Origin of the sequence: Halomicronema hongdechloris C2206, assembly GCF_002075285.3 — a bacterium.
In the GTDB taxonomy this organism is placed as follows: Bacteria; Cyanobacteriota; Cyanobacteriia; order Phormidesmidales; family Phormidesmidaceae; genus Halomicronema_B; species Halomicronema_B hongdechloris.
The window spans coordinates 2,908,515-2,921,900 of record NZ_CP021983.2 but is presented as its reverse complement, the minus strand read 5'-3'; the positions used below and the strand labels follow the sequence as shown (position 1 = coordinate 2,921,900).

The following is a 13,386-nucleotide window of genomic DNA, read 5'->3' as shown; positions in this document are numbered from 1 at the left end:
GATATAGTGTTTAATTAATGCACAAGTCTTCCTTAGCGCCTGAATTCAAATGACTTCTTATCTTCACAATTGTTTCTTGGTTTAATGGATTAGATATCACAACACCGCCACGCTTTAAGTAAATAGTCGCAGCTATTCCTGAGCTTCGGTTCACAACACCAACTGCTACAAATCGGCCAAAGTCCTCATTTCGCACCCAAATCTCATACTTATGGCCAAACTCAGATGCCAACAACTCAAAGTAATTATGAAAAGGAATTTCCTCAGCAGAAAGTTTATTGACATTATATAATTTATCGCTCATAAATTTATTTTTCCTCGTTTATATGCAAGATTATTTACTTGTCTGATGTCGTCTTTAGGAACTTTAAATCAGTAAAGATCTTCTTCTAATGCCAACTTTAAGGCTTCATTTTTTGAATGGATCGTCTCATCATAAAACCAGCCATTTTCAGAAGATGCAACCATGGCATTAGAGTAATCCGTCATATAATCAAGGATTTCCCTCTGGGTATCTTGATAGTATTCATCATCATAAGCTTGATATTCCGTTGAAGAATAAAACTCTTCGAAATCGTCTTCCGACTTTTCATCGAAAGCATCAATCTCTGTGTACAAAAGCTTTAAATCTACCTTAGATATTCCATACTTATGATGAATGCTTCTTATAATCTTGTCGTTATTTGTGGCAAAAATAATCTTGGAGTATGGCTTCTCGAAACTGGTGCTGAGTACTAAAGCTTCTTTTTCACGAAGCCATACTACTGTTGCCTCATCTCGATTGGGAGGAATAAATAATCGACAGATAAATCTGTATTCGTTATATCCAGCGACCTTGCCTTTAAAGGTGCCAATTTCAAATTTCGGAATGATTTCCATGTTTCTCTATAAAGTTATATAGCACTACCTATCAGCCCAAATGCAGTAGATAACACCCTTTATTCTACGAGCTAGAACAAATCTAACCTTGGGCATACCCTATTGACAACGTTCAAAACACGTCTTAATCAAGAACCAATACTGACCAAGCATGGCAACCCAACCAAGGGCACGTGTTTTTGGGATATTGCAATCCGGGGATCAGCTTTTTCTACGTCCAACCAATATCTCAGCAGGCTAACTCGTTATTAGAGAGAACTATTCTGCATAACTCCCCTATATGGGTGATTAGGTGGAAATACATCAGCCCATATGCCCTATTTGGGTGTATGGGTGGAAATACGTCAGCCTAACCGCCCTATATGGGTGATTAGGCTGAAAGATTCAGTATAATCAACCCTCCGCTTTGCCGCCTTGAGTGTTTAAGGTTTGTTTACCATCTCTATTGGTATTCGGCCCTATGCACCCGGAATCTCGTCCTAAGAAGCTGCTTGATCAAGTTCGCGACACCATTCGTCTGAAGCACTACTCCTACCGCACCGAGCAAACCTATGTGCAGTGGATCCGTCGGTACATTCTGTTCCATGACAAGCGCCACCCCAAAGAGAGCCGAAGCCCTACAGCCTAGACTTACGCCAGAAGGTCATTGACGCCATTGAACTCAATGGGATGACGAAGAGTGAGGCCAGTACTGCCTTCCAAATCAGCCGTAACACGATTGACTTATGGCTAAAGCGTCAAGCGTCAACGGGCGATCTGGCACCTTCCTCTAACACCCCGGTTTCCCGGCAGCGTACCCTAACCGAGGGCTGGGGTATGGTGGTATTAGAAGCGATCGCATCTGGACGCCCCGTCATCGTCTCCGACTAGGCTCTCTTCACCGAATTCCTCGACCGGGACCAGGCCTTCTGGGTCGATCCTAGCGATCCATCTACCATCGCCAAAGCCATGCTCCAGAAAGTTAACGGCGATCGTATCGGCGTCATCAGTCGTAGTCAGGCGGCCCTGGTAGACTACAGTTGGTGCTGCTCTGCCCGGCAGCATGTCCAGCACTACCACGAGCTGCTGATGGAGTCTACATGAATGGGAAATTGGCAGTTCATAGGTCACAGTTCATAGTTCAAATTTTAAAATTTTTCCCATCCATCTACCTGCGCCCCCGCTGATGCCTGAAATCCGCTTCCAAATTGAATGGCCCGATGGTTCGCGAGATATCTGCTACTCCCCTTCCCTGGTGGTGAAGGAGTACTTCACTGCCAAGCAGCGCTATCCCCTAGAAGAATTTCAGATGCGATCGCAAGGCAATCGCCCTGACAAGCTATGTCATCCCTCTGACATGCCTCGCACTCGCCTTGACATGCCATTCAACGGTTGGATTTAGGATGCGCTCAATGGTGCACGTTATGTCCATAAAGGAGCCTATCGGGCGATGGCCTCGACATCCGATGGCAACCGCTGAATCAGGGATGCGATGACAGATTGGTAATGTCTGCTACGACGGTGCCGCCGCCCTCACTGGAAGATTGTGCTGCTTAGGGATGGACTCCTGCTGCGGCTCTTCTATTCACATCCACCATGACTCAGGCGCTCTCCGACATTGCCCGCGACAAAGGCATCCGCTATTTCCTCATTTCCTTCACCGACCTGTTTGGGGTGCAGCGCTCCAAGTTGGTGCCGACCCAAAGCATCGACATGATGGCCGCCAATGGGGCCGGCTTTGCCGGCTTCGCGGCCTGGCTGGACATGACGCCCGCCGATCCCGACGTGCTGGCGATTCCCGACCCCAACAGCTTGTTCCAACTGCCCTGGCAGCCGGAAGCGGCCTGGATGCCTGCCGACCTGTACGACGTGGATGGGCAACCCATCCCCCAGACCCCTCGCTTGGTCCTGAAACGGGTGCTGGCCCAGGCGAAAGAGCAGGGCTATCAAGTCTGCACCGGCGTGGAGTGTGAGTACTTTCTGTTGAATGCCGACGGTAGTGATATCTCCGATGGGCGCGATCGCCAGGCCAAACCCTGCTACGACCAGCAGGCCCTGATGCGCCGCTATGACGTGATTCGCGAAATCTGCGACGGCATGTCCTTCCTGGGTTGGGGACCGTATCAAAATGACCATGAAGACGCCAATGGTCAGTTCGAGATGAACTGGACCTTCGACCATGCGCTCGTGACCAGCGATCGCCAGGCCTTCTTCAAATACATGGTCAAGAGCATTGCCGAAAGGCATGGCCTGCGCGCCACCTTCATGCCCAAGCCCTTCCCTCACCTCACGGGCAATGGCTGTCACATGCATCTGTCGGTGTGGAATGCAGACCGCTCTGTCAATCTGTTTCTCGATGCCGAGGGCGACCTGGGCTTATCTCCCCTGGCCTATCAGTTCATCGGCGGCGTGTTGCACGGGGGCGAAGCGCTGTGCGCCTTCTCCAACCCGACGGTCAATTCCTACCGCCGCATCAATGCAGCGGTGACCACCTCCGGCGCCACCTGGTCGCCCAATACCCTCAGCTACAGCGGCAACAACCGCACCCACACCATCCGCATCCCCGATCCAGGACGCTTTGAACTGCGGCTCGCCGACGGTGCGGCCAATCCCTATCTGCTGCCGGCAGCGCTCATTGCCGCCGGCCTGGACGGCATGGCCGAAAAACGGAATCCCGGTCCCCGCCACGATAACAACATGTACACCGAGCCGCTACCACCCGGCACCGTCAAACCCCTACCCAAAAGCTTGTTGGAGGCGCTGGGCCATCTGGAACAGAACACCGTACTGCCCGAGCGCATGGGCCCAGACTTCACCGCCGCCTACCTGAAGCTACAGCACCAGGCCTGGCGCGAATACACCCGCCAGATTACCGCCTGGGAACTGCAGACAACCCTGGACTGTTAATCAGATGCGCCATGGGGTAACGCTTTAGACAAGACAGTGGCCTACTCTGTTGTCATGCAATTCAAGCAGATCGCAAATACTCTATTGGCAATTCTGGAAGCTTTATCGGCGGCCCTGAAAGCTTTCTTTGCGATCGTGGCGGCTTTGTTTGTGTCTCTGGAAACTTCCTGCGCGACCGTGAAAGGGGCCTTCGCAGTCATGAAACCTTTCTCCGTCATCGTAGAGGCTTTGTTTGCACTCGTGAAACCTTCCTTCGCCGCCGTGAACCAATACTCCATCAATGCAGATCGTTAATCACATAGATGCAATACTTGGTTAGAGGCCGTGAACCAATACTCCATCAATGCAGATCGTTAGTCGCATGGACTGGAATCTTGGTTAGAGGCTGTAGATCAATATTCCATCAATGCAGATCGTTAGTTGCATAGATAAAATACTTGGTCAGACGCGGTGAATGACCCCGCCATCAACGGTGAGGTTCAGGACGGCAGGGTAAACCTAAGGTGTGGCAGCGCTGAGGAAGGGTAACGCGACCCAGAATCCAGGCAGAGGGCTCTGTTTCCTTGCCAAGGTTGACGCTCTGGATTCCCGCGGCAACGGGAATGACGATAATGCAGTTTTCTTAGGCAGCTAACCTACCGCAAGAGAGAGTCCCGTCATTCCGGGCAAGCGCAGCGCCACCCGAATTCAGAGAGAGCGTTCTGTTTCCTTGCCAAGGTTAACGCTCTGGATTCCTGCCGCCGCGGGAATGACGGGAGTCAGGTCTACTCAGCAGATCGTTGTTCTCCTTCCGCCCCTTGTGGGAGGAAGCATGCCTTGAGCGGAGTCGTAGGCTTTGCCTGCCCGGAGGGCATAAGGGAGCTAGAGGATGGAGGGGAACCCCAGCGCAGCACGATCCAGAATTCAGGGCGAGGTCTACGCGATTATCAGAGCAGGAGCGAGAAGAGGTTTATCGTTACCTCGCCAATTCCTGAACGTCTTGAGAAGATACGGTAGCGGAGACAGTAGCCTAATGCCGACCGTTCTTTATCTAAGAGGGTGGCGATTTCACTTTTACTCTAACGAAGGCAATGAACCCATCCACATTCATGCTCAAAAAGGTGATTCAGAATGTAAGTACTGGCTCGACGTGGAGTCGTACGATATCCGCGAAGCCTATGCCTACAGATTGTCCCGCCGCGACACTCGTGAAGTGCGCAAAATCATCTTGCAACATTTCGATGAAATTGTGGATGCTTGGAATACTCACTTTGGAAGCCAATCATGAATAAGCATCATAATGTCCAAAGCCTCGATTTTGAAGCTCATTGGATGATCTTGACCGTCGATGATCAAACTGTCCGTTTGCCCATTGCCCAAACCTCCAGCCGCCTTGCAAATGCCTCGGACGCCGAGCGCAAACTCTATCAAGTCTCCCCCTCTGGTTATGGCATTCACTGGCCTGCCATCGACGAGGACCTGTCGATTGATGGCCTGCTCAAGTTAGCTCAAACTTTGCCCCAGCAAACAACCGCCTGATCTCTTACAGCATTTCCTGGCTGGGTGAGGTACAGCCTACCTCCTGATATCAGGGGTTTCATGGTCATCCGTGCACCCCACTAGCCTCAAAAACGCTGTAAATTGAATCTAGGATTTGATGTACCCAGCCGACGGGAATGGCAGATGGTGCAAACGCCTGTTCAATCCATCACCCTGGAAGAGTTTCTGCAACAGCCAGAGACCAAACCTGCCCGCGAATATATCGATGGACAGATCATCCAAAAACCCATGCCCCAGGGTCAGCATAGTCGCCTACAGCAGAAGCTAATGAGCGCTATCAACACCGCCACAGAAGATGACCAGATTGCCCTAGCCCTGCCCGAACTACGCTGCACGTTTAGTGGACGCTCCATTGTTCCCGATATTGCTGTATTCCAGTGGGCACGCCTCCCCGTTAATGAAGACGGCAGCATCGCCAACACCTTCAGCGCTCATCCCGACTGGACTATCGAAATCCTGAGCCCGGATCAATCTTCCACCCGCGTTGCTAGTAACATCCTCCATTGTTTGGATCACGGTTGCCAGCTCGGCTGGCTCATCGACCCTGGCGAACGGTTAGTGCAAATCTACGATCCCGACAAACGCCTCACCTCTCTAGAGTCCTCCGATGATGTGCTGCCCGTGCCTCCCTTTGCCGCCGCCCTATCCCTCACCGTCGGCAAGCTCTTTGGCTGGCTGCAAATTCGTTAAAGACTCTTGATCAAGGCCTTAGTACTTTGCGGTATAAGTAACTCACCTATTTGCTAAAGCAGAAACCCTGATGTGACATGGAATTCCCTTTCTGCCTTCTGCCTTCTCACTTCTGCCTTTCGGTACTAGGTATGTCCACCCCAACACGGATGGCTATTTTCTGAGCTAACTCTCTAAAATCCCAATATACATTCTGAACCGCTGCCACATGAGCGCCAATGGCTCCATCCGCAGGTTTCAGGTGAAAAATTGGTTTGCGAGAGGCTTGAGCCATCGGCATGAGGCTCTGATAGTGCTTAATTAGTGCCAAACGGCTGGAGTCTTTTGATAAATCAATAACATTATCATTTTCTGTGTAAACAACATCAGAGTGATAGACATTTGGAATTCTTTCTACCCATCTCTGAAAAGCTTTCACCGGTCGATCGAATCGAACTCCGTGCTGCAGAATCACATATCCAATAGGCTGCATATTTCCTGCAGGTAACATGAGGTCTGGAGCAGGATTTTTAGGAATCCGCTCCTTCCATTCCTCTCGCCACCGTCTCAAAGTAGGTCCTAGGTTCTTCAGCCCTTGCAATGAGAATAGATCGGGTGAAAGCGGAACAACGACATAATCTGCAGATATCAGAGCGGCTCTGTTAATGGCACCCAAGTTGGGTCCAAGATCTATCAGAACAATGTCTGCCTTGCTGCTTGCCGAAGCCTTGGATAGGAGCCTCCAGAAGGCAGAGATTACTCTGAATGCTCTTTCCTTTCCGTCTAGACAGTCTGGCCATTGAGATGATAACTCATCTTCAAATCCAGAAAGCTGCAAGTCACCAATCAAAAGATTTAATCCGTCATCTATTGATTCTAATTCTGGATTTGCAAGATCACCGATTCCCCTGAGCAAAGGCCTAACACACCGAAAAACAGTGTTAAAACCCTGTTCCTCTTCCCAAACCTGTTCTAGGCGGTCCTCATCTAAAAAAGCCGATGTTAAGTTCGCCTGAGGATCTAAATCTGCGGCTAAAACCCGAAGACCTAAGTCAAAATACATCCAAGCTAAATGATAAACAAGAGATGTTTTTCCGACACCTCCTTTATTGTTAAAGAAAGCAATGATCGGCGCGCTCACTGTTTCCTCCTAACCATGACCAAAATATATGAATCTTCAATAATAAATTCTGCGGGTGGATTCCCATTCTTTTTCAGTTCCTTCTGGGCTGTGGGTATGCCAATCCCAAAACGCTGAACATAGCCAAGATTCTTCATAGCTTCTGCTAAATGAGGATTACGGTAGTCAGTAACACCTTGACCAAAATTACGTCGATTTACTTGTCCAAACAAACCACCTGGACTTTGGATCTCTATTCGATCCTGAAACCAATAGACTCGCACCGGAGCATGTGTTTCTTCATAGGAGCGATGCATGACTGCATTACGTACAAGTTGCTGCAAGGCAGTAATTGGATAATCTGGCTGTTGTATTTCAACAGACTGCGTTTTGATGTCAGTGGCCGTTGAAATATTGGCTTGTAATACTTCATCCATGTAACGTAACAGGTCCATCAGGCTACCGCTGATATCCTTCTGATCCCGAATAGGGGCAGTCAAGTCCACACCATCAAAGCGAACAAACTGTATATAAAACCCTGGCACAAATTGTCGTGGATCTTTTCCTGCAACCAAGATCCCTAAGCTGGTCGGATAAGCACTTGGCTCTGGTGTCATAAATCTTAGGGAGATAAGCTTTTGCTCTATAGATCTTTGATTTTCCTCTAACACATCGGGTGCAAGTGCGGATGCTAAGTACTCACGCTGGAATCCCTCTAAGTTTAGATCCTTGATAGTGGCAGAAACAAAAGGGCGTAAATCAAACGGTAAGTCTCTTGCACGTCTTTTCTCGTTTAGTCGGCGTTCCTCTTCAGGTGTAGCTATTGCACGTCTAGGGCCAACTCGTATGTAGGTACGCCCATCAAATCTAACTGGAGGAGCATCTGAGGGCTCTACGATAATCACAGCCATCTCACAATCATCAATCACTCGCTTATTTACCTGCAAGACAGGAAAGGGGAGAATTTTTCCCTCAGAACGTATGCTGGATAGATTTAGTAAAAGGTCATCTGTGATACGCAGATTAGCGCAGGTGCCGTCGTCATTGACTCCTATGAACAGAACGCCTGGTTGTTTATGGTTCGGCAGGTCGTTGGCAAAAGCGCAAATTGCTTGCCTTATTTTCTTCCCATCTGAATTTGAGGCTTTGCGCTCTACCCTATCAGATTCAAGATCCCTAAGAAGCGCTGATAGCGCCTGATCATCCATGCCTCAATTCCTAGAGTTGTCTCTACAAATCATAGTTAGTGACGGCGGAAAGGTCTAACACTGTGTTGGTGTAGACGGCACAAAGGTGATTGATTGCTATTCAAGGTGCTCTGCCGACGCACAACTTCACCGTTCCGAAGACTTGATCTCTCAGAGCCCGGAGCGCAGATCGTTTCCGCCGCTGCAAATTGTCATATCGTGCCCGTGAGTGACCTACGCTCCGGGCTACCGCGAAAACACATCTCGTCATTCCGGGCAACGCTCAACGCTACTCATGGGTTGTAACGGAGGCATTGCCATGCCCCCCCTTGGCCCATGCAAAAAATCACCCTATTCTTGGCCTCCTCATCGGAGCTGAAAGCAGACCGAGAACAGTTTGAGATCTTCATCTATCGCAGGTGCAAAGCCTGGTTCGATCGCGGCATCTTCTTGCACCTCGACATCTGGGAAGACTTCCTAGACGCCATGGCCCCTGGGGGCCTGCAGAGCGAATATAACCGGGCCATCCGCAGCTGCGACCTCTTCGTGCTGCTGGCCTACAACAAGGTGGGCAAGTACACGGCAGAGGAGTTCCGTCAGGCCTTCGGTCAGTTCTCAGCCACCCAGAAGCCCTTTATCTTCACCTACTTCAAGACGCCGCCCACCACCACGAATCGAGAAGAGCTGCAAAGCCTCTGGGCCTTCGAAGACACCTTGAAAGAGCTGCAGCACTACAAGACGGAATATCACACCATCGAGGGGCTGCGGGAGCATTTCGGCAATCAGCTAGAGAAGCTGGCCGCTAACGGGTTCATCCACCTGAGTCCAACGGTGGATGAAACGGCTGGTTCAGAGGCGCGACCTGGCCCCACGGCAACGGTCACCGGCGACGGCAACAAGGTTTACCAAGACATCCAGGGCAGCAGCATCAACGACAGCTCCAAGACCTACAACATCGACAAGATTGATAGTGCAAGGTTTGAGTGATCATGGGGGACACCAAGACCTACCATATCGGCACCATTGAGAATGCCCAATTCGTCTATCAGTCCCTGGACTATTAGGACCTGGTCAGGCGGATTGCCGAAAAGCAGGAGCTGATTGAGTACTACCAAGCCACCGGCAAACCGGAGCAGGCCCTTAAGGCCGGGGCCGCCCTGCAAGACCTGGAGCAGCAGCTAGAGAGCTTTAAGGAAAACGTCTTCCGGTTATACGAGACCTTTACTCGCATTGAGATCGACACCGAACGCCTGGCCCAAGCCAAGGCCTACTTCGACCAGGGGCAATTTCGCGAAGCCGATGCCATCTTAAACACCACCGAGATGGCCCAGGACCTGAGCCGCCTGCTGGAACGAGATCAGCAACTGGACCAGGAAAAAGCCGAGATTGCCCGCAGCCGCCACCAAATCGCCGATGAGTATCTAGTCAAGGCCCGCCTCTGGACCACCTTCTACGACCAGCCTCAGCGCTTTGAACAGGCCTGTGAGTATTTCGACACCGCCCTAGAGGCGGCCCGCACCCCGACGGCTCTGTTCGAGTATGCGGTGTTCTTACAGAACCACAACTGTTTCGAGCCAGCCACTGTCCTCTATTCAGAGGTACTGACGAGCCATCGCCAGTTAGCCCAGGAGAATCCGCGGGCCTATTTGCCCGATGTGGCCATGACCCTGAACAATTTGGCGATTTTGCAAGCGGATCAAAATCAACTCAGCGCCGCCCAGGCCAGCTATGAAGAAGCCTTGGGGATTAGACGCCAGTTAGCCCAGGAGAATCCGCGGGCCTATTTGCCCGATGTGGCCATGACCCTGCTTAACCTGAGTATTTTTTATCTGCAGGCGGTGCCGGAGCGGCAGACCTCCACGGCCTTGGCCCGAGAAGTGCTGGCAATCTCCCAGGAGTTTCCAGGGATTCCTCGCGTCGCAGCCTATGCAGCGACGGCGCGGCGGGTGCTAGCGGCCCATGGCGACTAAGGAGGTTGCCACAAATAAAATGAGTGCATTGTAGGTTGCGGTTGAGGGACGAAACCCAACGCCTAGCGGCCCATGGCGACGGCGAATGATCCATAGGTTTCTACATAGTGTCGATCCCCTGTGCGTTTTTTGTCGCTGTGGGCAATCTACCCATAGATGAGACAACCGCCGCCCAGCCCTCCCCGGTGTCTCGGTCTTATCTGCAGCGATTGCATCTTTTTCATCATCCTAGCTAGACGCTACAGCCTCCCCTCGGGTCACGCCTCAGCTCTAGATGGGGTGAGCCGGTATCCCCAACGGCGATTCAGTCCCTGCAGATGGTCACGCTTCCGCATCTACTCATTTTTTGGAGACTTGCGACCCATGAGTACTGTTAACTTTTCCCGCCGGGTATCGACCAAAACCGTCAGTGCCGACATCGATTCCTTCCACGGTCTCGGCACCATCTCCGACTACATCCCCGTCCGCAATGAAGCCACCCCGGAAGCCCTGAAGGCCGCCTACGAGGCCATGGTGGCTAAGCAGCGCCAAGAAACCGAGCTGATCGCCAAGACCAAGGCCGCCGCCGATGCCGCCCGCCAGGCGGAAGTGGAGTTCCACGATGCCGTCATGGCCATGAAAGAGTCGGTGCGGGGGCAGTTCGGCCCCAACAGCGACGAAGTCCAGGCCATCGGCTACAAGAAGAAGTCGGAATATAAGCGTTCCCACCGCCGCAGCGCTTAGGGTTATTTACCCCTTCCCCCTTAAAAGCGAAGACGTTATTGAGGTTATCAATCACCAAGCCCATGGAAATTCCCCATGGGCTTTTCTTATGGCCTTCATACAGAGTCTAGACACCAACATCAAGCAGACGTCTCCCGAGTTTCTGCAACTCAACCCCATCGGCAAAATTCCGGTACTGGTGGATGAAAACGGGCTGATTTTCTGGGATTCCACCCTGATGGTGGAATACCTATGCTCCAGCCCCGGTTCGCGACAATGCACCTGGGGATCGATCACCCCCGGCAGCAGGGTGAGGCCGGTGGCCTCGATTTCCGGCAAGTCTGGAGTGGTTGGGGACAGGGCTGCCCTACCGCTACGATCTGGGCTCCCTCCAGGCGCACATCCCCCGGCTGCATCTCCCCTGACGCCAGCAGTATGCGCGCGTTACGAATCATCAGGCCCATGGCGGAAATCCTACTCCCGTCTTCAGGTTAAATTTACTATGATCGAGTCACTCAACTTGGTGTGCGATCGCATTTCGGAGTTCTGCCCGTGCCTGATAAGTTCGATTCTTCTCCTGTTGACCATTCTCGGAAACATCCTACTCCTGAAGCCAATCGTCCTAATCCGTGGGTTGAAGGGCTCCAAACCATTGGCCTAAGCATCGTCTTAGCGCTAGGGATTCGCCACTTCGTCGCCGAAGCCCGCTATATTCCCTCAGGGTCCATGGAACCGACCCTGCAGGTCAATGATCGGCTGGTGGTGGAGAAAATCAGCTACTACTTCGAGGCGCCTGAGCGCGGCGATATCGTCGTATTTTGGCCACCGGAGGGAGTATCCCCACCGGGGCACCGTCGCGACGCCTTCATCAAGCGGGTGATTGGGCTGCCGGGGGAAACCGTCACCGTCCAAAACGGCGCGGTCTACATCGATGGCACCCCCCTAGAAGAGGACTATATCAAGGCCCCCCCTGAATACACATGGGGACCCGAGACAGTGCCAGAGGGCTCCTATCTGGTCCTCGGCGATAACCGCAACAGCAGCTTCGATAGCCATGCCTGGGGCGAGGACCAGGAGTTTGTCCCCTACGACAATATCATCGGTCGAGCGGCGGTCCGGTTTTGGCCCCCCAGTCGGTTAGGGGGAATTGAGTAGAACGGTTCAGTGGCGAGCGGCCAAGCCTACTGCCTCGGTGATGGTAGTTAGCCCATGGGCTTGCAGATGGCCCAGGAGGCCCTCCAGGGTGCGGCGCACCAGCCAAGGCCCTTCGTAGATCCAGCCGGTGTAGACCTGTAGGAGGGAGGCCCCGGCGGTGATTTTCTCCCAGGCGTCGTCGCCGTTGAAAATCCCCCCCACGCCGATGATGGGCACTTGGCCCTGGCTGTGTTGCCAGATGAAGCGAATCACCGCCGTCGAGCGCTGCCGCAGGGGGGCACCGCTGATGCCGCCGGGAGCTGCCGCTACCGTCTCCCCAGTGGGCCGTAGCACTCGGGTCTGTAGCTGATCGCGTCGGATGGTGGTGTTGGTGGCGATGATGCCGGCTAAGTTGTATTGCTGGACTAACTCGATCACAGTTGCGATCGCAGCCCAGTCTAAATCCGGGGCGATCTTCACCAGCAGGGGTTTTTGCGCCGGGTTGGCTTCCTGCAGCGCCGCCAGGATGGGCTCCAGCTGATCGCGGGCCTGTAGCGATCGCAACCCCGGCGTGTTGGGCGACGACACATTCACCACGAAATAGTCTCCCCAGGGCTGCAGTAGGCGAAAGCTGTGGAGATAGTCTTGGGGGGCCTGCTCCAACGGAGTCACCTTAGACTTGCCCACATTAATGCCCAGGGGAATCGGCGATCGATCCGCCGCCCACAGTTGGGCTAAACGCTGGGCCATGGCTGCCGCCCCCTGGTTATTGAAGCCCATACGGTTGAGGGCGGCGCGGTCTCGCGGCAGCCGAAATAGCCGCGGTTTGGGGTTCCCCGCTTGGGCTTGGGCCGTGACGGTGCCCAACTCGGCAAAGCCAAACCCCAGCAGCGACCAGGCTCGACAGGCTTGGCCATCCTTATCGAAGCCAGCTGCCAACCCCAGAGGATTGGCAAACTCCAGTCCCCAGAGCCGCTGCTGCAAGGCTGGCTGCTGCACTCCCAGCTGCCGTCGCAGCCAGGCCTGAGGTGGCGATAGGCCCAGGGTCGAATTGGCCTCAGTTGGGGGTTGACCCAACCAGGCTAAGCGCTCGATCAGATACCCATGGAGCCATTCGGGATCCAGTCCCAGGCCAAACACCATCGGCCGCACGACAGCGGTATACAGATCAGCCAAACCCACCTCCCACCGGAACGGTCCTTTCTCGTCGTTGTGTCAATTGATTTTGTATCAATTAATTGCAATTTCCCGGCGGCAGTAGTTCCGTCAAAGAAGGGGGGATCACCCCTATCTGCCATCA

The 13,386-nt window shown here is 52.8% G+C and carries 17 protein-coding genes and 2 pseudogenes; 14 read left to right on the top strand and 5 right to left on the bottom strand.

Going from position 1 to position 13,386, the window contains the following annotated elements; genetic code table 11:
• Nucleotides 1-10: 10 nt before the first annotated feature.
• Nucleotides 11-304 carry a hypothetical protein gene (locus XM38_RS13240; RefSeq protein WP_080812150.1) on the bottom strand — a complete coding sequence of 98 codons (294 nt, stop codon included), beginning with the start codon at nucleotides 302-304 and terminating at the stop codon, nucleotides 11-13.
• A gap of 68 nt (nucleotides 305-372) precedes the next feature.
• Nucleotides 373-879: a hypothetical protein gene (locus XM38_RS13235; protein ID WP_080812149.1), complete on the bottom strand. Its 507-nt coding sequence runs from the start codon at nucleotides 877-879 to the stop codon at nucleotides 373-375.
• A gap of 460 nt (nucleotides 880-1,339) precedes the next feature.
• Here XM38_RS13235 and XM38_RS13230 point away from each other — a divergent pair.
• From XM38_RS13230 to XM38_RS13195, 9 genes and pseudogenes are all read left to right on the top strand, one after another.
• Nucleotides 1,340-1,486: pseudogene (locus XM38_RS13230) on the top strand (phage integrase N-terminal SAM-like domain-containing protein); the annotation flags it as partial.
• A gap of 38 nt (nucleotides 1,487-1,524) precedes the next feature.
• Nucleotides 1,525-1,644: pseudogene (locus XM38_RS13225) on the top strand (helix-turn-helix domain-containing protein); the annotation flags it as partial.
• A 183-nt stretch (nucleotides 1,645-1,827) separates the two neighbouring features.
• Nucleotides 1,828-1,962, top strand: a complete 135-nt coding sequence (locus XM38_RS27720; RefSeq protein WP_256995615.1) for a hypothetical protein — start codon at nucleotides 1,828-1,830, stop codon at nucleotides 1,960-1,962.
• Between the two features lie 82 nt (nucleotides 1,963-2,044).
• A complete protein-coding gene (locus XM38_RS13220; protein WP_080812145.1) occupies nucleotides 2,045-2,260 on the top strand; it encodes a hypothetical protein in 216 nt (71 codons plus the stop codon).
• 194 nt (nucleotides 2,261-2,454) lie between these two features.
• Nucleotides 2,455-3,765: a type III glutamate--ammonia ligase gene (gene glnT / locus XM38_RS13215; RefSeq protein ID WP_088430102.1), complete on the top strand. Its 1,311-nt coding sequence runs from the start codon at nucleotides 2,455-2,457 to the stop codon at nucleotides 3,763-3,765.
• Nucleotides 3,766-3,801: 36 nt separating this feature from the next.
• Complete coding sequence (locus tag XM38_RS13210; RefSeq protein ID WP_137455112.1) at nucleotides 3,802-4,059, top strand: hypothetical protein; 258 nt, start codon at nucleotides 3,802-3,804, stop codon at nucleotides 4,057-4,059.
• A 718-nt stretch (nucleotides 4,060-4,777) separates the two neighbouring features.
• Complete coding sequence (locus XM38_RS13205) at nucleotides 4,778-5,032, top strand: DUF4160 domain-containing protein (protein WP_080812169.1); 255 nt, start codon at nucleotides 4,778-4,780, stop codon at nucleotides 5,030-5,032.
• Nucleotides 5,029-5,283 (top strand): DUF2442 domain-containing protein, encoded by a 255-nt coding sequence (locus XM38_RS13200; protein WP_080812139.1) that lies wholly within the window; start codon nucleotides 5,029-5,031, stop codon nucleotides 5,281-5,283. Before XM38_RS13205 ends, XM38_RS13200 begins: the two co-directional genes overlap by 4 nt.
• 144 nt (nucleotides 5,284-5,427) lie before the next feature.
• Nucleotides 5,428-5,994 (top strand): Uma2 family endonuclease, encoded by a 567-nt coding sequence (locus tag XM38_RS13195; RefSeq protein ID WP_080812137.1) that lies wholly within the window; start codon nucleotides 5,428-5,430, stop codon nucleotides 5,992-5,994.
• Between the two features lie 106 nt (nucleotides 5,995-6,100).
• Here XM38_RS13195 and XM38_RS13190 read toward each other — a convergent pair whose 3' ends face one another.
• Entirely contained in the window at nucleotides 6,101-7,114 is a 1,014-nt protein-coding gene (locus tag XM38_RS13190) for a ParA family protein (RefSeq protein WP_080812135.1), read from the bottom strand.
• Nucleotides 7,111-8,301, bottom strand: coding sequence for an ATP-binding protein (locus XM38_RS13185; protein WP_080812133.1), 1,191 nt, complete (start codon nucleotides 8,299-8,301; stop codon nucleotides 7,111-7,113). The genes XM38_RS13190 and XM38_RS13185 overlap by 4 nt, the downstream gene beginning before the upstream one ends.
• Before the next feature lie 315 nt (nucleotides 8,302-8,616).
• On the opposite strand from XM38_RS13185, the gene XM38_RS13180 reads away from it, so the two are divergent.
• The 5 genes from XM38_RS13180 to lepB all read left to right on the top strand — a co-directional run bounded on the left by XM38_RS13180 (nucleotide 8,617) and on the right by lepB (nucleotide 12,107).
• Nucleotides 8,617-9,267, top strand: coding sequence for a hypothetical protein (locus XM38_RS13180; RefSeq protein WP_088430098.1), 651 nt, complete (start codon nucleotides 8,617-8,619; stop codon nucleotides 9,265-9,267).
• 335 nt (nucleotides 9,268-9,602) lie between these two features.
• On the top strand, nucleotides 9,603-10,250 hold the full coding sequence (locus tag XM38_RS13175; RefSeq protein WP_080812131.1) for a tetratricopeptide repeat protein: 648 nt from the start codon (nucleotides 9,603-9,605) through the stop codon (nucleotides 10,248-10,250).
• A gap of 363 nt (nucleotides 10,251-10,613) precedes the next feature.
• Nucleotides 10,614-10,973 carry a hypothetical protein gene (locus tag XM38_RS13170; RefSeq protein ID WP_080812129.1) on the top strand — a complete coding sequence of 120 codons (360 nt, stop codon included), beginning with the start codon at nucleotides 10,614-10,616 and terminating at the stop codon, nucleotides 10,971-10,973.
• Between the two features lie 88 nt (nucleotides 10,974-11,061).
• Nucleotides 11,062-11,613 (top strand): glutathione S-transferase family protein, encoded by a 552-nt coding sequence (locus tag XM38_RS28970; RefSeq protein WP_391540784.1) that lies wholly within the window; start codon nucleotides 11,062-11,064, stop codon nucleotides 11,611-11,613.
• Nucleotides 11,499-12,107, top strand: coding sequence for a signal peptidase I (gene lepB, locus XM38_RS13160; RefSeq protein WP_080812168.1), 609 nt, complete (start codon nucleotides 11,499-11,501; stop codon nucleotides 12,105-12,107). Before XM38_RS28970 ends, lepB begins: the two co-directional genes overlap by 115 nt.
• A 6-nt stretch (nucleotides 12,108-12,113) precedes the next feature.
• Here the strand turns inward: lepB and XM38_RS13155 are convergent, their stop codons facing one another.
• Nucleotides 12,114-13,262 (bottom strand): quinone-dependent dihydroorotate dehydrogenase, encoded by a 1,149-nt coding sequence (locus XM38_RS13155; RefSeq protein WP_080812166.1) that lies wholly within the window; start codon nucleotides 13,260-13,262, stop codon nucleotides 12,114-12,116.
• Nucleotides 13,263-13,386: the final 124 nt, after the last annotated feature.

What these genes read in the sequence shown, in the direction of transcription:
- XM38_RS13240 (WP_080812150.1), bottom strand. Translation starts at nt 304, where the DNA reads ATGAGCGATAAATTATATAATGTCAATAAACTTTCTGCTGAGGAAATT.
- XM38_RS13220 (WP_080812145.1), top strand. Translation starts at nt 2,045, where the DNA reads ATGCCTGAAATCCGCTTCCAAATTGAATGGCCCGATGGTTCGCGAGAT.
- XM38_RS13205 (WP_080812169.1), top strand. Translation starts at nt 4,778, where the DNA reads ATGCCGACCGTTCTTTATCTAAGAGGGTGGCGATTTCACTTTTACTCT.
- XM38_RS13235 (WP_080812149.1), bottom strand. Translation starts at nt 879, where the DNA reads ATGGAAATCATTCCGAAATTTGAAATTGGCACCTTTAAAGGCAAGGTC.
- XM38_RS27720 (WP_256995615.1), top strand. Translation starts at nt 1,828, where the DNA reads ATGCTCCAGAAAGTTAACGGCGATCGTATCGGCGTCATCAGTCGTAGT.
- XM38_RS13195 (WP_080812137.1), top strand. Translation starts at nt 5,428, where the DNA reads ATGGTGCAAACGCCTGTTCAATCCATCACCCTGGAAGAGTTTCTGCAA.
- XM38_RS13180 (WP_088430098.1), top strand. Translation starts at nt 8,617, where the DNA reads ATGCAAAAAATCACCCTATTCTTGGCCTCCTCATCGGAGCTGAAAGCA.
- XM38_RS13185 (WP_080812133.1), bottom strand. Translation starts at nt 8,301, where the DNA reads ATGGATGATCAGGCGCTATCAGCGCTTCTTAGGGATCTTGAATCTGAT.
- XM38_RS28970 (WP_391540784.1), top strand. Translation starts at nt 11,062, where the DNA reads ATGGCCTTCATACAGAGTCTAGACACCAACATCAAGCAGACGTCTCCC.
- XM38_RS13175 (WP_080812131.1), top strand. Translation starts at nt 9,603, where the DNA reads ATGGCCCAGGACCTGAGCCGCCTGCTGGAACGAGATCAGCAACTGGAC.
- glnT (WP_088430102.1), top strand. Translation starts at nt 2,455, where the DNA reads ATGACTCAGGCGCTCTCCGACATTGCCCGCGACAAAGGCATCCGCTAT.
- XM38_RS13200 (WP_080812139.1), top strand. Translation starts at nt 5,029, where the DNA reads ATGAATAAGCATCATAATGTCCAAAGCCTCGATTTTGAAGCTCATTGG.
- XM38_RS13170 (WP_080812129.1), top strand. Translation starts at nt 10,614, where the DNA reads ATGAGTACTGTTAACTTTTCCCGCCGGGTATCGACCAAAACCGTCAGT.